Source organism: Pseudomonas sp. LS.1a (assembly GCF_022533585.1).
Lineage (GTDB): Bacteria > Pseudomonadota > Gammaproteobacteria > Pseudomonadales > Pseudomonadaceae > Aquipseudomonas.
The window spans coordinates 3,832,347-3,851,636 of sequence record NZ_CP092827.1; the positions used below are offsets into that span (position 1 = coordinate 3,832,347).

At 66.2% G+C, this 19,290-nt stretch carries 15 protein-coding genes; 1 reads left to right on the top strand and 14 read right to left on the bottom strand.

The annotated features are described in order from the left end of the window. Positions 1-11 precede the first annotated feature (11 nt). A complete protein-coding gene (locus MKK04_RS17825) occupies positions 12-797 on the bottom strand; it encodes a transporter substrate-binding domain-containing protein (protein ID WP_233686911.1) in 786 nt (261 codons plus the stop codon). Positions 798-1,060: 263 nt separating this feature from the next. On the opposite strand from MKK04_RS17825, the gene MKK04_RS17830 reads away from it, so the two are divergent. Beyond that, positions 1,061-1,747, top strand: a complete 687-nt coding sequence (locus MKK04_RS17830) for a FadR/GntR family transcriptional regulator (protein ID WP_063912641.1) — start codon at positions 1,061-1,063, stop codon at positions 1,745-1,747. On the opposite strand, the gene MKK04_RS17835 is transcribed toward MKK04_RS17830, so the two are convergent. From MKK04_RS17835 to MKK04_RS17895, 13 genes are all read right to left on the bottom strand, one after another. After that, positions 1,748-3,130, bottom strand: coding sequence for an MFS transporter (locus tag MKK04_RS17835; protein WP_241105849.1), 1,383 nt, complete (start codon positions 3,128-3,130; stop codon positions 1,748-1,750). Next, the gene (locus tag MKK04_RS17840) at positions 3,127-4,338 is read right to left on the bottom strand and encodes an acyl-CoA dehydrogenase family protein (protein ID WP_233686913.1); all 1,212 of its coding nucleotides are present in this window, start codon (positions 4,336-4,338) and stop codon (positions 3,127-3,129) included. Before MKK04_RS17840 ends, MKK04_RS17835 begins: the two co-directional genes overlap by 4 nt. Positions 4,339-4,467: 129 nt before the next feature. Beyond that, positions 4,468-6,180, bottom strand: coding sequence for a dipeptide ABC transporter ATP-binding protein (locus tag MKK04_RS17845; RefSeq protein WP_207831074.1), 1,713 nt, complete (start codon positions 6,178-6,180; stop codon positions 4,468-4,470). Beyond that, on the bottom strand, positions 6,177-7,040 hold the full coding sequence (locus tag MKK04_RS17850; protein ID WP_207831072.1) for an ABC transporter permease: 864 nt from the start codon (positions 7,038-7,040) through the stop codon (positions 6,177-6,179). The genes MKK04_RS17845 and MKK04_RS17850 overlap by 4 nt, the downstream gene beginning before the upstream one ends. After that, positions 7,037-8,023 carry an ABC transporter permease gene (locus MKK04_RS17855; RefSeq protein WP_207831071.1) on the bottom strand — a complete coding sequence of 329 codons (987 nt, stop codon included), beginning with the start codon at positions 8,021-8,023 and terminating at the stop codon, positions 7,037-7,039. The genes MKK04_RS17850 and MKK04_RS17855 overlap by 4 nt, the downstream gene beginning before the upstream one ends. After that, positions 8,020-9,615, bottom strand: a complete 1,596-nt coding sequence (locus MKK04_RS17860; RefSeq protein WP_442793792.1) for an ABC transporter substrate-binding protein — start codon at positions 9,613-9,615, stop codon at positions 8,020-8,022. Before MKK04_RS17860 ends, MKK04_RS17855 begins: the two co-directional genes overlap by 4 nt. A gap of 455 nt (positions 9,616-10,070) precedes the next feature. Next, positions 10,071-11,720, bottom strand: a complete 1,650-nt coding sequence (locus MKK04_RS17865) for a dipeptide ABC transporter ATP-binding protein (RefSeq protein ID WP_241105850.1) — start codon at positions 11,718-11,720, stop codon at positions 10,071-10,073. Further along, the gene (locus tag MKK04_RS17870; RefSeq protein ID WP_233686917.1) at positions 11,717-12,565 is read right to left on the bottom strand and encodes an ABC transporter permease; all 849 of its coding nucleotides are present in this window, start codon (positions 12,563-12,565) and stop codon (positions 11,717-11,719) included. The genes MKK04_RS17865 and MKK04_RS17870 overlap by 4 nt, the downstream gene beginning before the upstream one ends. 140 nt (positions 12,566-12,705) lie before the next feature. After that, positions 12,706-13,761 (bottom strand): NADP(H)-dependent aldo-keto reductase, encoded by a 1,056-nt coding sequence (locus MKK04_RS17875; protein ID WP_241105851.1) that lies wholly within the window; start codon positions 13,759-13,761, stop codon positions 12,706-12,708. Between the two features lie 45 nt (positions 13,762-13,806). Beyond that, positions 13,807-15,156 (bottom strand): LLM class flavin-dependent oxidoreductase, encoded by a 1,350-nt coding sequence (locus tag MKK04_RS17880; protein WP_241105852.1) that lies wholly within the window; start codon positions 15,154-15,156, stop codon positions 13,807-13,809. A gap of 14 nt (positions 15,157-15,170) precedes the next feature. After that, a complete protein-coding gene (locus MKK04_RS17885; protein ID WP_207831057.1) occupies positions 15,171-16,415 on the bottom strand; it encodes an acyl-CoA dehydrogenase family protein in 1,245 nt (414 codons plus the stop codon). Between the two features lie 21 nt (positions 16,416-16,436). Beyond that, on the bottom strand, positions 16,437-17,369 hold the full coding sequence (locus MKK04_RS17890; RefSeq protein WP_063912652.1) for an ABC transporter permease: 933 nt from the start codon (positions 17,367-17,369) through the stop codon (positions 16,437-16,439). Then, entirely contained in the window at positions 17,366-19,084 is a 1,719-nt protein-coding gene (locus MKK04_RS17895) for an ABC transporter substrate-binding protein (protein WP_442964547.1), read from the bottom strand. Before MKK04_RS17895 ends, MKK04_RS17890 begins: the two co-directional genes overlap by 4 nt. Positions 19,085-19,290: the final 206 nt, after the last annotated feature.

Sequence of the window (19,290 nt, forward strand, 5' to 3'; positions counted from 1 at the left end):
TCCAGGGCCGTTCAAAGGTCGGCCGGCAATGGCTGCTTCAGCCATTTTTCGGCATTGCGGTTGAGGCTGCCGTCGGCCTTGGCCGCATCCAGGGTGGCGTTGACCTTCTCGAGCAAGGCCGGCTCCTGCTTGGCCAGGCCCACGTACACGGGCGAGTCCTTGAGCTTGACCTTCATCACCGGCACCTTGCCCGGGTTCTTCTCGGCAATGACAGCCATCACCACGCTGCCGCTGGCGATCAGCTCGACCTGGCCCGACAGGTAGGCGGCGATGGTCGAGTTGTTGTCCTCGAAGCGCTTGATGATCGTACCCTGTGGGGCGACCGCGGATAACGCCATGTCCTCGATCGAGCCACGCGTGACACTGATGGTCTTGCCGGCAACGGCACCGATATCGTCGACCGACGTCTCGGCCGGCCCGAACACTGCCAGGTAGAACGGTGCGTAGGGGCGGGAAAAATCGATCACCGCTTCTCGCTCGGCGTTCTTGCCCAGGCTGGAAATCACCAGGTCGACCTTGCCGGTCGTGAGGAACGGAATGCGATTGGTGCTGTTGACCGGGGTCAGCGCCAGCTTGACGCCGAGCCTGTCAGCCAGCAGTTGCGCGGTGTCGATGTCCAGGCCGCGGGGTTTGAGGTCCGGCCCTACCGAGCCGAAGGGAGGGAAGTCCTGGGGTACGGCGACCTTGAGCACGCCCCGGGCAGTGATGTCGGCCAGCGCATCGGCCTGGGCCTGAGAAACGCTCATGACGCCGCCGCAAAGCAGGGTGGCCAGAAACAGGGTACGGATGTTTTTCATGGAAAATGCCTCGGGTGCATGCGAAGAAGTTGCCTAGCCCGAAAAGCACAGGCCGTGCCAGTGTTGCCCGGCAGCCCCGGAATACGCTTTCGCCCCTTGGCATCACGCGGTCTTACTGGTCTGAACAGATAGCACCAATCGCTCTGCCATCGCCCCCCTTTCGTGCAGCCACCTGCCCCGTTGCGTCAGCGTGGGGCGAGACTTGCCAGGCAACCGCTAAAGCCTTTAAAAAGCGCAGACCCCTTGCCAGCTGGTCTGAACAGATGCTCGACACACTCCCCCGTGCAGTTCCGGAAATCGCTTTGCAGGCTATCCGCAGGCTGATCCAGGACGGCGACTACCAGCCTGGTGATGCCCTGCCCTCCCAACGTGACCTGGCAGAGCAGTTGGGTGTAAGCCGCGCCTCCCTGCGCGAGGCGCTGTCCTCCTTGAGCGCCTTGGGGCTGGTGAGCGTACAGCCGGGCAAGGGAGTATTCGTCCAGGCGCCGCCACCCGCTACCGGTTTCTCCTGGCCCTATGCCGAACAGGTATCCGCCGTCGATACGTTCCAGTTGCGCTATGCACTCGAAGGGTTTGCCGCCGGCTTGGCGGCGCTGTACCTGACGGCAGCGGACATCGATGCGCTCGAAGCCAATGTCGAGTCGATGCGCCAGGAGCTGCGTGCTGGCCATTTCGAGGCCGCCGCGCGCCTGGACTTCGCCTTTCACCGTCGCCTGCTGGAAGCCAGTGGCAACCACGCCATGCTGCAGGTGATCACCACCAACCAGGACATTTTCCTGGAGAGCCAGAAGCTGCCGTTCATTCGCCCGGAACGCGCCATGGAGACCTGGCAGGAACACCGCAAGATCCTGCGCCAGCTTGCCCGTGGCAACCAGGCCGGGGCGCAGCGTGCGATGCAAGAGCATATCCGCAACGCGGCATCGCGCACGAACGTGGTGTTCGCGTGCTGACTAGTCCGACAAACGCCGGAACACCAGACCGGAAATTCCACACATGGCAGCGCACAGCACCATCACCGTGGAGATATCTGCCACCGAAGTTTCGCTACGCCCGTCCAACCCGGCCAGCATCCCTAACAGCCCCCCTGCCAGGCTCACCGACATGGCCATGGTCAGCTGCACGGACATCGCCGACAACGAACTGGCCGCCGCCGATCGCTCACCGGGCACGTCCTGATAACTGGCAGCCCCCAACGTCGAGAACTGCAGTGAACGCACCAGGCCTGCGGCGAACAGCACCGTAGCCATCAGCCACACAGCAGTATCACGATCGAAACTGGCGCACAGGGCAATCCCCACACCACTGAGCACGGCATTGCAACTGAGCACCCGTCGATAGCCGTAGCGCCGCACCAATGGCACTGCCAGTACCTTCATCAGCAGCGCGCCGACGCCGCCGCTGACCACCAGCCATCCCGCCGCCAACGGGCTCAAGCCCAGGCAGTTCTGCAGCAGTAGCACGATCAGGAACGGCTGGGCTGCCGAACCCAGGCGGAACAGCCCGCCACCCGCCTGGGCCACGCCAAAGCTGCGCAGGCGCAACAGCGACAGGTCCACCAATGGATTGGGATGTCGCCGCGCGTGCAGCAGATACCCCAACGCACAGGCTCCCCCACCGGCCACCAGCACCATCGCCCAGGCCTGCGGCAACTGCCCCAGCCCCAGCGATTCCAGGCCGAACACCAACATGGCCAGGGCCCCGCCGCTGAGCAGCAAGCCACGCACGTCCAACGGTGGCACCGGCCGTGCCGGATAGTCCGGTACATGGCGCAGGATCAGCCAGCAACCGAGCAGGCAGATAGGCAGGTTGATCAGGAAGATCCAGTGCCAGGACAGCACCGTCACCAGCAAACCGCCGAGCAACGGACCGACCAGCGGCCCCACCAGTGCCGGCAGGGCCAACCACGACATGGCCTGCAGCAGCTGCTCACGGCTCGACCAGCGCAGGATGATCACCTGCCCCACCGGTGTCATCAGAGCCCCGGCTGCCCCCTGCAGCATGCGCCCCAGGCACAGCTGCCAGAGCGTATCGGCCAGGGCGCAGGCCAGCGAGGCGCAAGTGAACAAGCCCATCGCCGACAACATGACCTGGCGTGGGCGAAAGCGCTCGGCGGCCCAACCGCTGACCGGCACGCACAGGGCCAGGGCAAGCATGTACAGCGACACCACCAGATTCATGCGCAACCCTGGCTCGCCGAAATCGGCGGCCATCCGCGGCAGGGCGGTCATCACCGCAGTGCTGTCGAGCAGCTCCATGAACAATGCGGCACCGATGATCACCGGCACCTTGGGGCTTTGCACATGGCCGGCCAGCAAGGCCGGCTGGGCAGTCAAAACAGCCCCGAGACAGGTGGGCGAGTGCCCTTGAGCTGCCAGGCACCGACCACCGCCGCCTTCCACTGGCGGGGGTTATGATTGGCCACGGTGCGGGCGTTGCGCCAGTGGCGGTCGAGGTTATGCTGGCGGCCGGTGGTGGAGGCACCGCCAACGTCGAACAGCGTTTGCGCAGCCTTGAGCGCCAGCTCGGCGACCAGGTACTGGGTCTGCGCCACCTCGATCGCGGCCTGCTCCACGGCGGCTTCATCCAGTTGCGCGGCCCAGGCCTTGTCGATGGTTGCAGCGGCCTTCAGCACCATGGCCTCGGCGCCATAGGCACGGGCAGCGATATCGCCTACCGACAGCTCAACATAGGGGTCATCCACCGAGCGGCTGGCCGTGCTGTGCTTGATCGGGCGGGCATGCTCACGGGTGAAGCGGGTGGCGTCGTCCAGCGCATTGCGGGCAATACCGCCCAGCACGGTGGCAAGGAACAGCTGCAGGAACGGCGTGACGATGGTGCGCTTGCCCTCCTCCACGGTGCGCGTGCGGATATCGCTGGCCTCGACGCGCACATTGCGCAAATGGGTGGTGCCGCTGGCGGTCAGGCGCTGGCCCATGGCATCAAAGTCGTCGACCAGCTCCAGGCCCTCGCGGTCGCGCGGCAGGATGAACGACACCGGCTGCTCGTCCTCGTCCAGGGCAACGGCGCTGACGTAATCGGCGAACAGCGCCCCCGTGCTGTAGAACTTGCTGCCATTGGCGCGAAAGTGCTCGCCCTCGCGCACCAGGCGCGCGGCGATGGCGCCGTTGGCACCGCCCAGTTCCCAGCCGGCATTGCCAATCACCGCACCCTGGAGATAGCGTGCGAACCAGCGCTCGCGCTCCTGCTCGGCGCCTTCGGCCTGCGCGGCCAGCAGGCCTTCGACGAAGGCAAAACCTGGGCGCAGGGCCTGGGCCACGTTGGAATCGACCGAGGCGACTTGCAGCAGCAGTTCGATCACATCGCTGACAGTGCCGCCGGGGCCGCCGTACTGCTCAGGGATACGCACGGTGTAAAGCCCGGCTGCCGCAAGCTGGGCAATGGCCTCATGGGGCAGCTGGCGTTCGCGCTCGCGCTGCGCGGCACCTTCGCCGATTGCGGGCAACAAGGCCACGATGCGGGCCTTCAGCTCCGCGACGCTGGTGGCCGGAGCCAGGGTTGGGAAACGTTGAAATGTGGTCATGGTTCAGTCCTTTAAGTGCATCTTTCGTTTAAGCGACCCGAGCCTTGTGGGAGCAGCTGCTTTGCCAATGTCTTGAGGCTGGCGCGATCCCTGGGGGAGCCGCGCAGGGCTTGACGTCTCAGTTCACCTTCAAATCGCGATCTTCCACAGGCGGGTTTCGTCGAACAGGTCGAACGCCTCGTGCACCAGGTCCAGCGGCGGCACCACCAGTTCGGCGCCGCTACCGGGCAGGCGCGGCACCGCGCCGAGCAATCGCCGGGTGTATGCGTGGGCCGGGTTATCGAACAACTGTTCGACCGGTGCCTGTTCCACCACCTGACCATGGCGCATCACCAGCACGTCGTCGCTGACATGGCGGATCACCCCCAGGTCATGGGAGATGAACAGGTAGGCCAGGCCCAGTTCGTCCTGCAGGTCGGCCAGCAGGTCGAGCACCTGGGCTTGCACCGACACGTCCAGGGCCGAGACCGGCTCGTCGCAGATGATCACCTTGGGCTCGCTGGCGATGGCCCGGGCAATTGCCACCCGCTGGCGCTGGCCACCCGACAGTTGCAACGGTCGGCGCTGGGCAAGCGCTGCCGGCAGGCGCACCTGGTCGAGCAGCACAGCGATGCGTGCGGGTCTGGCGGGTGCCTCGATACCGGCTACCTGCAACGCGTCATCAAGAATCTGCGCCACGCTCCAGCGCGGGTCGAACGAGCCCAGCGGGTCCTGGTAGATCACGCTGATCTCGCCACGCAACGGCCGGCGCACGGCCTCGCTCACAGCGTTGGCCGGGCGGTTCCAGGGTTGCCCGCGATAAAGCACCTCACCCTCGTCGGGCTGCAGCAGGCCGAGGGCGATGCGTGCCACGGTGGTCTTGCCCGAGCCGGACTCACCGACAATGCCCAGGGTGCGCCCGGCACGCAGGGTGAAATCGACACCCTGTACCACCTGCCGCACCAGCCCGTCGGGGCCGAGGTAGCGCTTGCCCAGACCACGGCCTTCGAACAGCACGTCACCGTGCGAGCGTGCCCGCGGTTCGATGCGCACGCCAACCCGCTCGGGTGACAGCCGGCTACCGCGCGGGTGCTCGGCCGGCACTGCCGCCAGCAAGGCCCGGGTGTAGGGGTGGCGCGGCTGGCGCAGCACCTGCTGCATCGGCCCCTGCTCCACCACTTCGCCATGGCGCAGCACCACCACCTCGTCGGCCAATTGCGCGACCACTGCCAGGTCGTGGCTGATGATCAGCAGCGAGGCACCACGGGCCTTGATCTGCTGGAACACTTCGAGAATCTGCGCCTGCACGGTGGCATCCAGTGCCGTGGTCGGCTCATCGGCGATCACCAGTGCGGGGTCCAGGGCCAGGGCACTGGCGATCAGTGCACGCTGGCGCAGGCCGCCAGACAACTGCCCCGGACGCTGGCGAGCACGCAGCTCGACATCCGGCACGCCTACTCGCTCGAGCAACTCATGCACACGTGCAGTACGGGTGTGGCGGTCACCGTATCCGTGGGTCTGCAGCACTTCGAGAATTTCCTTGCCCACAGGCCGCAACGGGTCCAGCGACACCAGCGCATCCTGCAGCACGAAGCCGATGTCCTTGCCACGCACCGCCCGCCACTGCCGCTCGCTGAGGTCGAGCAGGTCATGGCCGGCGAAACTCAGGCGACGGGCGCTCACTTTCGCTCGCGCCCCGGCCAGGCCGACCAGGCAGCGGGCACTGACGCTCTTGCCCGAGCCGGACTCACCAACCAAGGCCACGCATCGGCCCGGCGGCAAGGTGAAAGACAAATCACGGACCACGCTGCCGTCATCAAAGGCCACGTTCAGTCCTTCGACGGTCAAGGTCTTGTCGCTCATGGCAGGCGCCCCTCCAGACGTTGTTGGATGTAACGGCCGGTCACGGTGGTCGCCAGGGTGGTGAGGACGATGAACAGGCCAGGGAAGAAGGTGAGCCACCAGGCATTGGCGATGAAGTCACGCCCCATGGACAACATCGTCCCCCACTCCGGCGCCGGTGGCCGCGCGCCCAGGCCGAGGAAGCTCAGCGCCGAGGCCCAGACGATGGCCTGGCCAACGCCCATGGTCAGCGTCACCACCAATGGCCGCATGGCATTGGGCAACAATTGGCGCAGCACGATGCGCGCAGTCGGGTGCCCCAGCGCCCGCGCCGCTTCGATGTAGCCGGCGTTGCGTACCGCCAGCACCTGGCCACGGACCATGCGCGCGTACCCCGGCGCACCGCCCAGCCCGGTGGCGACTATCAGCGGGCCGACGCCGCTGCCGAACACCGCCACGAACAGCAGCGCCAGCACCAGGCTGGGGAAGGCGAACAGCACTTCCAGCAACCAGCCGACCGCACGGTCCACGCGTGCGCCGCCAAGGCCACCAAGCAGGCCGAGGGCGATGGCGATGACCATGGAAATGGCCGTCGCCGCGAGGCCGATCAGCAGGCTCTGCCGTGCGCCGTGGATGATCCGCGCAAAGATGTCGCGCCCTGACTGGTCGGTGCCCAGCCAGTGCGCCCAACCGGGCGGCTGAAACGCTTGCCGCGGTACGATGGCCAATGGGTCGATGCGAGTGAACAGCCCCGGCGCCAACGCGGCCAGAAGCAATGCGAACAGGAACAGGATCGCCAGGCTTGCGCCCAGCGGCGGCAGTTTCAGATGACGCTGCCGGCGCAACGGCGCAAGGGCTTGATCATGGGTCAGGTCTGTCATGCTGCAGCCTCCTGCTGCCGAGGGTCGATCCACTGGTACAGCAGGTCGACCAGAATGTTCGCCAGCACATAGCCAGCCGCAACGACCAGGCTTATACCGATCACCAAGGGCAGGTCCTGGGCCTGCACTGCCTGGTACAGCTGGCGGCCCACCCCCTTGCGGGAAAAGATCACCTCGCACACCACCGCACCACTGATCAGTGCGCCGATGGCCCAGCCCGACAGCGACACACCTGGCAGCAAGGCATGGCGCAAGGCGTGCCGAAAGCGCACGGCCAGGTCACTGAGGCCGCGTGTACGGGCGGTCAGGATGAAGGGTTGATCGAGGGTGAGTTCCAGCGACTCGCGGGTGACCTGGGCGATGAAGCCGGCCAGCGGAATCGCCAGGGATAACGCCGGGAGTATCAGGCTGGCGAAACTGTCACTACCGGCCGGCGGGAACCAGCGCAGGCCGAAGGCGAATACCGCCAGCAGCACCACGCCGAGCCAGAAGTGCGGCAGTGCCGCGCTGAGGGTTTCTGCCAGCGAGGCGATGCCGCCGACCAGCCTGCCGCGCCCGGCGGTGACCACTGTCAGCAGCAGCACCAGCACCCAGGCCAGCAGCAGGGCGGCGATGGTCAGTTCCAAGGTCGCCCCGCCCTGCTCGGCCAGCACCCGGGTAACCGGCAGGTGCTGCGAGTAGGACACCCCCAGATCACCTTGCAGCAGGCGCCCCAGGTAGAACACGTACTGCACAGCCAACGGCTTGTCGAGGCCATACTCCACGCGCGCGGCTTCAATCGCTTCGGGCGTGGGGTTGCCGCTGGGGCCACCGAGGATCGCCAGCACCGGGTCACCCGGCATCAGCCGGAGTGCGAAGAACGTCAGGGTCGCCACCGCCCACAGCACCAGCACGCCGCCGGCCAGGCGGAGGGTGGCGCGCCGGCCCAGGGCGGCCAGGCGTTCGCGGCGTGGGTCGATCACCGCGAGTGTCGTCGTAGTCATTTGTTCACCCATGCGTCATAGAGGTAGGTCACCGCCAGCGAAGGCTCCAGGCGCACGCCATGGGCGGTCTTGTAGATGCCCAGGCGCGTGCTTTGCGGGTAGGTGGTGAGTTGCAGGTACTGCGCGGCAGCCTGTTGCTGCGCCTGGAAGTAGCGCTGGCGGCGCAGGTCCGCATCCTGGGTGGCCAGCGCACTGTCGAGCAGCGCGTCAAAACCGGGGTCGGCGTAGCCGGAGGAGTTCTGGTGGTAACCGCCAACCCCGGCCGGCTGCACGAAGGCGGTGGTGAAGATGATGCGTAGCACATCGGGGGTGTTGGTATTCCAGTAGCCGATGCGGATGTCATAGTCCCAGGCGGCCTGGCGCGCGGTGACCTGGGCATCGCTCATCTGGTCCAGCACCAGCTCAAGGCCTGCCTGGCGGGTAGTTGCCTGCACCTGTTCCCACAGGGTCAGCTCCGACGGCGGCGTGCGCGCACCGATCAGCACGACGGCGCGCAGCCGCTGGCCGTTCCTGGTGCGGTAGCCTTCGCTGTCGCGGCCGGTCCAGCCAGCCTCGTCGAGCAGCCTGGCAGCGCGGGCCGGGTCATAGTCCTGGCCGCGCTCGAAGTCACCGCTGTAGAACGGCGTGGCCAAGCTCAACGGGCCACCGGCGCGGGGGAACTCGCCGAAGTACACACTTTTCAGCGCCCCCTCGACATCGGCGCTGCGAACGAAGGCCTCGCGCACACGGATGTCGTCGAACGGTGCGCGGCGCAGGTTGAAGGTGCCGTTGGTGGGGTTCCCCGGGCGCTGGGCAATGATCAGTTCCACGTCCGGGTTGCGCCGTGCTGCTTCGTGCGATTCTGGTGGCAACGCTTCGATCACATCGACCTCACCGGCCTGCAGCGAGGCGAAGCGCACCGACGGCTCCTGGATGAACTTCCAGACGATGCGATCAAGGTACGCAGGGCCCTGGTGCCGAGCGGTCGGTGGCGCCCAGTTGTAGGCCGGGTTGCGCACCAGTTCCACCTGGTTCTGCCGGTCCCAGCGCACCACCTTGAACGGCCCGCTGCCGACCGGGCTTTCGCAGTTCTGGTCACGGCTGCGTTGCAGTGCGGTGGGCGACTGGATGCCGAGAAAGCCCTGGGCCAACACTTCGAGGAAGGCCGCATAGGGCGTCGCCAGGGTGACTTCGGCAGTGTAGGTGTCGAGCACCTTGGTGCCGCGGTATTGGCGGATATAGCCACCAGCGGTACTGGACTGGGTCTTGGGGTTGGCCATGTGGTCGAGGTTGGCCTTGACCGCTTCGGCATTGAACGGTGTGCCGTCGGTGAATTGCACGTCGCGGCGCAGGTGGAAGGTGTAGCGCAGGCCATCTGGCGAAACCTCCCAGCTTGTCGCCAGCCAGGGACCGATCTGGCCGTTGCTGTCCATCGACACCAGCGAATCGAGGTACTGCTGGGCAACGAATACCTGCGGCATGTCGCCAGCCACATGCGGGTCGAGGCAGGTGGGCTCGCGGTCGGTGGCGTAGACCAGGGTGCCGCCCTGCTGTGGCGTGGTGCTTTGCGCGGCGGCGTGCTGTTCGGTTTTTTCGCAGCCGAGCAAGGCCAGTGCGGTGCAGAGCGGGATCAGGGGGAGGATGGGTGTGTTCAAGGGCGCTCCTGCGGGGACTGGGCTTCGATAGGCCTGTTGCAGGAGTTGTGCCGGGTTCAAGGGATTGATTTTGCTGGGGTTTGCCGAGGGTGAGGTGCTGTTGCGGGGGCAAAGTGTCCGGGGGTGTTGGTGGGGCGACAGTGAACTGTGTTTTGTTTGTGATCGTCGATGCCTCTCCTGAGATTTCCCGATTGGCTGTTCCTGCCACTTCGCGGGCAAGCCCGCTCCCACAGCCTTGAAGCCTGTAGTGATCCTGTGGGAGCGGCTTTAGCCGCGAAGAATCCAACACGGTGCATGGCAAGGGCTTCGCCCTTGTTCGCGGCTAAAGCCGCTCCCACAGGGTTCCTGCACATTTAATGAGTCATGTGCAGTTCTACAAGAGCGGCCTTGCCCGCGTCAGGGCTGGCACGGGTTTACACCGCAATCCGCGTAAACCAGCTTGGCCGCGCCGCCGGAAGATGAGGTACGGCATCGAGCAAAGCGCGGGTATAGGCCTGACGCGGCTGGCCGAGCACCTGGGCTGCCGGGCCCTGCTCCACCACCCTTCCCCCTTGCATCACCAGCAGGTGGTCACTGACCTGCTCCACCACCCCAAGGTCGTGGGAGATGAACAGGCAAGCCAGGTTCAACTCCGCCTTGAGCTCGGCCAGCAATGCGAGGATACGCGCCTGCACCGACACATCCAGCGCCGATACCGGTTCATCCAGCACCAGCACCCTGGGCTTCATGGCCAGCGCCCGGGCAATCGCGATGCGCTGCCGCTGCCCGCCCGACAACTCCAGCGGGCGACGATCGAGCAACCCCACCGGCAACTGCACCCGCTCCAGCAACGCCGCCGCCTCGGTGCGCTGCAGCGCACGCGGTACACCTGCATGCGCCAGCGCCTCGGCCAATACCCGCAACACGGTGTAGCGTGGGTCGAACGAAGCCAGCGGGTCCTGAAACACCACCTGGATCCCCTGCCGTGCCTGGCGCCGCTGCGCGGCAGACAACGCAAGCCAGTCCTGCCCGGCCAGTTGCAGGCTGCCTTGCTCCGGCCGCTCCAGCCCCAGCAGGATGCGCCCCAGCGTGCTCTTGCCGGAGCCGGACTCGCCCACCACGCCCAGGGTTTGCCCGGCGCGCAACTGCAGGGACACGTCGTTCAGCACCTGGCGCATCCGCCCGTCCGGCCCGACAAAGGCCTTGCTCAGGCCGCGTGCCTCCAGCACCACGGGTTGTTCGTCCACGCCATCCTCCACCAGTGCCAGGGCCGGCGCCGCCGGACGTTTGAAATGCACCGCCCGAGCCGCGCTCAGCAGGCGCTGGGTGTAGGGGTCCTGCGGGTCCTGCAGGATCTGTTCGACACTGCCCTGCTCCACCACCACCCCATGGCGCATCACCGCCACCCGGTCGGCCAGGCGCGCGACCACGGCCAGGTCATGGCTGACCATCAACAGGCTGTTGTCGCGCTCGCGCAGTTGCTCCAGCAGGTCGAGAATCTGCGCCTGCACCGTGGCGTCCAGCGCCGTGGTGGGCTCGTCAGCGATCAACAGGCGCGGCTGACAGGCGATGGCAGAGGCGATCAGGGCGCGCTGCCGCAGGCCGCCGGACAGTTGCCACGGGTATTGTCGGGCGCGGACTTCGGGTTCAGGTACGCCGACCTGGCACAGCAGTTCGAGCACCCGCAAGCGCCGCGGTTCAGCAGACAGGTCAGTGTGCAACAGCAGCGGCTCTTCGATCTCGGCGCCGACGCGCCGCAGCGGATCGAGCGAACCCAGTGCATCCTGCATGACAAAGCCGATACGCCCACCGCGCAAGCGCTGCCAACCCGTTTCGTCGACCTGGCGCAAGTCCTGCCCGGCAAAGGCCAGGCGCTGGGCCTGCACGCGGGCACCCACCCCGGTGAGGCCAACCAGGGTACGCGCCGTCACGCTCTTGCCCGAGCCCGATTCGCCTACCAGCGCCAGGCACTGCCCGGCATGCAGTTGCAAGTCGACGCCGTGCACCACCGGCACACCGTTGAAGCTCACGCGCAAGTCGCGGATATCCACCAAGGGTGCCGGGTGCTTTTCGAAGATGCTCATGGGTTTCTGCCCTCGCTACGGCGCAGCCAGTCGCGGCCGATGACGGTGATGGAAATGACAGTCAGGGTGATCGCCAGCGCAGGCCAGGCCATCAGCCAGGGCGCGTTGGCCATGAAATTGCGCGCCACTGCCATCATCGCGCCCCACTCCGGCGCGGGAGGTGGTGCGCCGAAGCCGAGGAAGCTCAGTGCGGCGGCGGCGGTGATGGCGCCACCCAGGCCGATGCAGGCCAGGATCAGCACGGGTTGCACGGCGTTGGGCAGCACATGCCAGAACACCACTGCCAAAGGCCTGCGGCCCAGCGTGACGGCTGCCTCGACGAAGCTGGCACGCCGGATGGTCAGGGCCTGGGCACGCACCAGGCGGGCATAGCGCGGCACCGAGGCGATGCCGACGGCGAGGATCAGGTTGCTGGTGCCTTGGCCGAACAGGGTGATGATCACCAGCGCCAGTAACAGGTCCGGGAAGGCCAGCAGCACATCGACAGCGCGCATCAGCAGGTTGTCCAGCCAGGCCGGAGCGAGGCCGGCGAGCAAGCCGAGCAGCGTGCCCAGGCCGAGCCCGACCAGGGTGGCGGCCAGGCCGATGTAGAGCGATGGGCGGGCGCCATGGATCAGCCGGCTGAGGACGTCGCGGCCGTTCTCGTCGCTGCCCAGCCAGAAGGCGGGGCCTGGCGGGTGGTAAGCCAGGCGGGCGTCGGCGGCCAACGGGTCGGTTGGCGAGAGCCAGTCGGGGAAGGTTACTGCCAGCAGTATCAGGCCCAATATGATCCAGGCCAGCGTCAGGCCTGGGCGAATCTGCCACCTGCTGGTCACTGTGTCTGGTATGGATACGATTGCGTTCATGTCTGTCCTTCTTGTGTTGCCTGTACCGGCCTCTTCGCGGCTGAAGCCGCTCCCACAGGATCACCGCAAAGGCTGAATCCGTGCGGTCCCTGTGGGAGCGGCTTCAGCCGCGAACAAGGGCGAAGCCCTTGCCATGTGGGCTACGGGGCCGGGTTGGGAATACGGCGGTGCACGGCCTGGATCTCGGCCAGCACTTCATCGCTCAATTGCACATCCAGTGCGCTCAGGTTCTCCTGCAACTGCAACAAGGTGGTCTGCCCGGTGATCGCACTGGCCACGAACGGCTGGTGTATGACGAACGCCAGAGCCAGTTGTGCCGGTGTCAGTCCATGCTCCCGTGCAATCTGCACATAACCGGCAATCGCGCTGTTGGCCTCTTCGCTGCCGTAGCGATTGAACGTGCGATACACCGACGACAATCGCGAACCTTCCGGCCGCGCCCCGTTCAGGTACTTGCCGGTCAACGCTCCGAACGCCAGCGGCGAATAGGCCAGCAGGCTGATCCCCTCACGATGGCTGAACTCCGACAGACCGTTCTCGTACAAGCGATTGAGCAGGCTGTACGGGTTCTGGATGCTGGCAATCCGCGCCAGGCCCTTGTCCTCGCTGTGCCGCAGGAATTGCGCCACCCCCCACGGTGTTTCGTTGGACACACCGATATGGCGCACCTTGCCGGCCTTGACCTGCTCGTCCAGCACTGCAAGGGTTTCTTCGATGGCTGCCGTTTGCGGATGGTCGTCGACGTAGGGGTATTCACGGATGCCGAAGAAGTTGCTGGTGCGATCGGGCCAATGCAGTTGGTAGAGGTCCATGTAGTCGGTCTGCAAGCGACGCAGGCTGCCCTCCAGGGCAGCGACGATGTTCTTGCGGTCGTGGTGCGACAGGCCATCGCGGATGTGCGCCTGGCCACCGGGGTCGCGGGCCGGGCCGGCGATCTTGCTGGCCAGCAGGACTTTGTCGCGGTTGCCGCGGGCGGCGAGCCAGGTGCCGATGTAGCGCTCGGTGGTGGTCCAGGTTTCAGCACGGGTGGGCGTGGGGTACATCTCGGCGGTGTCGATGAAGTTGATGCCTGCAGCAAGGGCAGCGTCCAGTTGCTGGTGAGCATCCTGTTCGCTGTTCTGGTGCCCCCAGGTCATGGTGCCGAGGCTGAGCAGGCTGACTTGCAGGTTGGTGTGGCCGAGTGGGCGGTAGCGCATGGTATCGAGTCCTTGGATGATGCGTTGATGTCTGGGCGGCAGCCCTCAGACAGCCCGTGCGGTCTCGCGCCGGGCTTGTGCAAACTGGTTCGCTGCTTTCGGCAATCCCAGGTGATCGCGCAAGGTGGTGCCGGTGTATTCGGTGCGGAACAACCCGCGCTTCTGCAGCAGCGGTACCACCTCTTCGACGAACACCCGAGCACCTGACGGGAACATGTCGGGCATGATGTTGAAACCATCCCCCGCCCCTGCCAGAAACCACTCGGCCAAGGTATCGGCAACCTGTTCCGGGGTACCGACGGCCAACCGGTGCCCGACCAGAATCCGCCGCGACAGCTGGCGAATGGTCAGGTTCTCACTGCGCGCCAGGTTCAACTGAGCCTCCAGAAAACCATGCGACCCGCGCTCGAAATCCGCCACCGCGCCAATCCGTTCCCATGGCAATGGCGCATCCGGGTCCAGCTCGCTGGCATCGATGCCGATACGCCCCGCCACCTGCTGCAACAGGCCGTGCTCGCCATGCCAGGCATTGAGTTCGTCGAAGCGTGCATGGGCCTCGGCCTCGGTGCTGCCGATCACGGTCGACAGGCCGGGCATGATCTTCAGGTGCTGCGGGTCACGGCCCCAGGCTTTGGCCCGCGCCTTCATTTCCCGATAGAACGCCTGCCCGTCGGCCAGGGTGGTCTGAGTGGTGAAGATCGCATCGGCATAGCGTGAACCGAGTGCCTTGCCGCCTTCGGAAGAGCCGGCCTGCACCAGTACCGGCCTGCCCTGCGGCGAACGCGGCAGGTTCAGCGGCCCCTTGACCTGAAAGTGCTTGCCCTTGAAATCCAGGGTGTGGACCTTGGCCGGGTCAGCAAAACGGCCGGTGCTGCGCTCACCGATGATCGCGTCCTCCTCCCAGCTGTCCCAAAGTTTCAGGGTCACGTCGACGAATTCCTCGGCCCGTCCGTAACGGTCCACATGCAGCGGCGCACCCGCCAGGCCGAAGTTCTGTGCTGCCGCATCACCGGCATTGGTCACCACATTCCAGGCCGCTCGGCCGCCGCTGATATGGTCCAGCGAGGCGATTCGCCGGGCCAGGTTGAAGGGTTCGTTGTAGGTGCTGGAGCAGGTCGCGATCACGCCGATGCGCTCGGTGGCGGCCGCCACTGCGGTGAGCAGCACGGTCGGCTCCAGGCGCCCGCCCGGCTGGGCGGACACATCCGGCGGCAACGCCGGGCCATCGGCAAGGAAGATCGCATCCAGGCAGCCGCGCTCGGAAATACGCGCGATATCGCGGTAATAGTTGACGTCGATATAGGCGTCGATTGCCGCCTCACCCTGGCGCCAGGCGCCGGAATGCGAGCCGAAGCCGAGGATGTTCATGCCCAGGCTCATCTGTTTCGTGGTCATGGCGGTTCTCCTGATCAGACTGCACTGGCTTCGTCGCCGCTGCCCTGCCCTTCGCTGGCGCTGGCGTGAAGGGCGCGCCAGGCCTGGGCCGGGCTGATGCCATTGAGGTAGTAGTTGCCCAACGCCTGCTCGCGGTAGATCGCCGGGTTGTGCGAAGCCAGGGTCCGGGCATTGCGCCAATGGCGGTCGAGGCGCCGGGCATTGCTGGTGGCCGATGCGCCGCCGACTTCGAACAGCAAGGTGCTCGCTTCCAGCACTTGCGGCAGGACGATCTGCTGCGCCTGAAAGGCGTGGATCTCGGCGTCGGTGTAAAGCTGCTCGGCCACCTCACCCTGCTGCCCGGCTTCGTACACCGCCTGCAGGCTCTGGCCCACGGCGGTGACTTGCGCATCAGCGGCGAAGGCCAGGCTCGACAGGCGACCGATAACCGCTTGCACCCGCGGGTCTGCGGCCGGCTGCGACTGCCCCGGCACACCAAAGGCACGGGTGCGGCCCTGGACGAACGCTACGGCATCGGCCAGCACTGCACGGCCGATGCCCGCCAGGGTGGCCAGGTGCACCGCCTGGTAGAACGCGGTGAGGTAGGATTCGGCGCGCAACTCGCCCTTGGCAAAACGGCGCAGCAGGTGCTGCGGCTGCACGCTGACCCGGGTGAAACGGGTGGTGCCACTGCCGGTCAGGCGCTGGCCGAAGCCGTCCCAGTCATCGACCCGCTCCACGCCCGGCGCACCGGTCGGTACCACGAGGCTGACAAAGTCGTCACCATGGTTGGCCACTGCTGCCACCCAATCGGCGTACAACGTGCCCGTGCAGTAGTACTTTTCGCCGTCCAGGCGGTAACCGCCCTCGTCTTCGCTCAACTGCACGGAATTGCCGGTACTGTCGGTGCGTTCGGCCATGGCCGCGCCCCACAGTTCACCGGCGACCACGCGGGCGAACCAGTAGTCCTGGGAGGCGGCGTCGCCGGACGACAGCCGCCCTTCGACGAAGCCGAAGTGGGCGCGGAAAATCTGCGGCAGGTTGGAGTCGGCCTGCCCCAGACGCACCAGTTGGCGCAGCAACTGCGGCAAGGTTGCGCCTGAGCCACCGTGGCTGCGCGGCACGCGCAGGGCACCGAAACGGGCTTCGCGTAGCCAGGCCACCGGCTCATGGGCCAGGGTGCGCTGCTGCTCGCGGGCCACCGCGCCTTCGGCGATACGCGCGTAGATCGGCGCAAAACGCGCGTCCAGCTCGGCATCGGTAATCGTGGTTTGACTCATGATGGTTCCTTTCAGGTGAATTCAGGAGCGTGCGGTGCGCGGGTCGATGGCCTGGGTCGCCAGGTCCACCAGCAGGTTGACCAGCACGTAGATCGCTGCCGCCAGCAGGGTGACGCCGAGCACCAGTGGCACGTCCTTGGTGGCGGTAGCGTCGAGCATCAAACGGCCAATGCCTTGGCGGCCGAACAGCAGTTCCAGCACCACGGCACCGCCGAGCAGGCTGGCGAACACGTAGCCGGCCAGGGTCACCAGCGGCACCAGGGCATGACGCAGGGCATGGCGCAGACGCACAGCGATATCGCCCATGCCACGGGCACGGGCCTGGGTGATGAAGGGTTGTTCCAGCACCTGCTCCAGCGCCTGGCGCAACACCTGGGCAAGCACCGCCGCGATCGGCAGCGCCAGGGCCAGGCTCGGGAGTACCAGCGAGCGCCAACCGCTGGACCCGGACGGCGGCAACCAATGGAAGTAGAACGCGAAGGCCAACAGCAGCAGCGTGCCGATCACGAAGTTGGGCGCCGATGACAGCAACAGCTCGATGCCCGACACCACCGCCCGCAAACGCCGCCCACGGTTGGCGGTGAGCAGCGCCGAGGCTACCGCCAGCAGCACTGCCAGCACCGCCGCGCTGCTGGCCAAAGCCAGGGTCGCGGCAGCCTGCTCGCCAATCGCCTGGCTGACCGGTATGCGCAACCGGTACGACTCGCCCAGGTCGCCCTTGGCCAGGCGCGCCAGGTAGTGGCCGTACTGCACCCACAGCGGTTGATCGAGGCCGTACTCGGCACGCACCTGGGCCAGCAGCGCTTCGCTCGGCATGGCATCCGGGCCGCCGAGGATCGCCAGGGCGGTGTCGCCACCACTGTGCTGCATTCCGAGGAAAGTCAGGCTGGCCGCCGCCCAGAGCACTATCACACCGTCACGCAGGCGGCGCAGCAAGATCGACAGCAGCTTCATGGTTGCTCCTTTGCCAGCCATACGCTGGTGAACAGGGGAACATTGTGCGAACCATCGAACAGCACGCCGCCGATTGCGTTGCGGTAGGCCAGCAGCATCTGGCTTTCCACCGAAGGCACGGCCGGCACGGTCTCGCCCAGGCGTTGCTGGGCCTGGCGATACAGTTCGCGGCGTTGTTTCGGGTCGGTGCTGCGCCGGGCGTCGCCAAGCAACCGGTCGAGGGTGGCGTCACGGAAGTGGCCGACGTTCTGGCCGATCATTCGTGCGCTGGGGATGGATTGACTGTGGTAGAGGATGAACAGGCCATCGGCCGTGTTGGTGTGCCAATAGCCGCCGCCGATGGCGTCGAAGTCGCCGCGGTAACGCAGCTCCATGACCTTGCTGAGCGGCAGCAACTCGATGCGCAGGTCGAAGCCGACCTTGCGCAGGTCCGCCTGGGCTGCCACCGAGACATTGGCCGGGAACGCCGGGTTGTCATAGGTCAGCAAGGTCGCCCCGAGGCGCTGGCCACCACGGGTGCGATAGCCTTCGGTGTCACGGCCGGTCCAGCCGGCAGCGTCGAGCAGGCGCCCGGCTTCGGCCGGGTCGAAGGCCAAGGCATCGCGGGCCACCGGGTCATAGCCGGGCGTATTCACGGCCAGGAAATCCCCCTTGGCCAGGTACTCGCCGAAGCCGGAGATCCACGCCAGGCCATCACGGTCGATGGCCTTGGCCACGGCCTGACGCACCCGCACGTCATCGAACGGCACACGCTCGACATTGAAGGTGATGCTACGCGACGGGTTGCCCTTGCGAATGCGGTTGCGCAGGGTCAGCTGCGGGTTGGCGCGGATCGCTGCGGCATTCTGCGCCGGTGCGTCCAGGGCCATGTCGTTGTCGGCGGCTTCCAGCGAGGTGTAGCGGATCATCGCTTCAGGCACGTAGCTCAACTCGATGCCGTCCAGATACGCCTCGCCCTGGTGGTTGATCGCTGGCGGCGCCCAGTCGTATCCCGGGCGACGGACAAAGCTGGCACGCTGGTCGCGCACCCAGCCGGTCAGCACGAAAGGCCCGGTGCCGATGGGCTGACTGGCGATGGTCTTCGGCGCTTCGAGGATCTGCCGCGGCGAGATCATCCCCAGCCAGGCCTGCGACAGCACATCCAGAAACGGCGCATAGGGCGCACGCAGGGTCGCCTCGAAGGTGTATTCGTCCACCACCCGTCCCTGCAGGTATGGCGCGATATAGGCGGCGGCCAGTGGCGACTTGGTCGTCGGGTCACGCATGTGTTCGAGGTTGACCCGCACGGCCTCGGCGTTGAAGTGCTCGCCATCGCTGAACGTGACGTCGTCGCGCAGGTGGAAGGTGTAGGTCAGGCCGTCGGCGCTGATGTCCCAGCTTTTCGCCAGCCACGGCGTGAGGGTGCCGTCCTCGGCCTGGTACACCAGGCAATCGAACAGGATGCGGCCCATCCACTGCATGTTGCCATTGGACAGCGCGTGGATATCGAAGCTGCCGGCGTCGGTCGCTGCCGACACGCGCAGGGTGCCACCGCGCTTGCCGGGCTGCTGCTCGACGAAATCGCTGACCGGGTAGCGCATCACGCCGTTCACTTCGCTGAGCGCTTCGCCCTTGAGCAGCGCCTGGCTCTGCGCGGACGTGGCGGGTGGGCAGGCGGCAACTAACAGCGCACTGGCCACCAGGCATGTATTGAATAATCGGCAATTCAGCTGCACAAGGGGCCCTTTATATAGACGGCTACATAAAGGGCTATTGCAGTTGTCGTGCCAGCGCTAACACTGCGCATTCATTGAGGTTAGTTCAAACGGCCTGACGCATTAACCATACAAACTGTTTCATCCCTGTTGCGCTGACAACATCCAACCCTGTGGGCTGCGCTGCCGCGTAAATAACTGAAATTGCAATCAATCCGCGTCCCCTG

Coding starts and splice junctions, on each gene's coding strand:
- MKK04_RS17890 (WP_063912652.1), bottom strand. CDS start 17,369: ATGAAGCTGCTGTCGATCTTGCTGCGCCGCCTGCGTGACGGTGTGATA.
- MKK04_RS17885 (WP_207831057.1), bottom strand. CDS start 16,415: ATGAGTCAAACCACGATTACCGATGCCGAGCTGGACGCGCGTTTTGCG.
- MKK04_RS17870 (WP_233686917.1), bottom strand. CDS start 12,565: ATGAACGCAATCGTATCCATACCAGACACAGTGACCAGCAGGTGGCAG.
- MKK04_RS17840 (WP_233686913.1), bottom strand. CDS start 4,338: ATGACCACATTTCAACGTTTCCCAACCCTGGCTCCGGCCACCAGCGTC.
- MKK04_RS17825 (WP_233686911.1), bottom strand. CDS start 797: ATGAAAAACATCCGTACCCTGTTTCTGGCCACCCTGCTTTGCGGCGGC.
- MKK04_RS17845 (WP_207831074.1), bottom strand. CDS start 6,180: ATGAGCGACAAGACCTTGACCGTCGAAGGACTGAACGTGGCCTTTGAT.
- MKK04_RS17830 (WP_063912641.1), top strand. CDS start 1,061: ATGCTCGACACACTCCCCCGTGCAGTTCCGGAAATCGCTTTGCAGGCT.
- MKK04_RS17855 (WP_207831071.1), bottom strand. CDS start 8,023: ATGACTACGACGACACTCGCGGTGATCGACCCACGCCGCGAACGCCTG.
- MKK04_RS17875 (WP_241105851.1), bottom strand. CDS start 13,761: ATGCGCTACCGCCCACTCGGCCACACCAACCTGCAAGTCAGCCTGCTC.
- MKK04_RS17880 (WP_241105852.1), bottom strand. CDS start 15,156: ATGACCACGAAACAGATGAGCCTGGGCATGAACATCCTCGGCTTCGGC.
- MKK04_RS17850 (WP_207831072.1), bottom strand. CDS start 7,040: ATGACAGACCTGACCCATGATCAAGCCCTTGCGCCGTTGCGCCGGCAG.
- MKK04_RS17865 (WP_241105850.1), bottom strand. CDS start 11,720: ATGAGCATCTTCGAAAAGCACCCGGCACCCTTGGTGGATATCCGCGAC.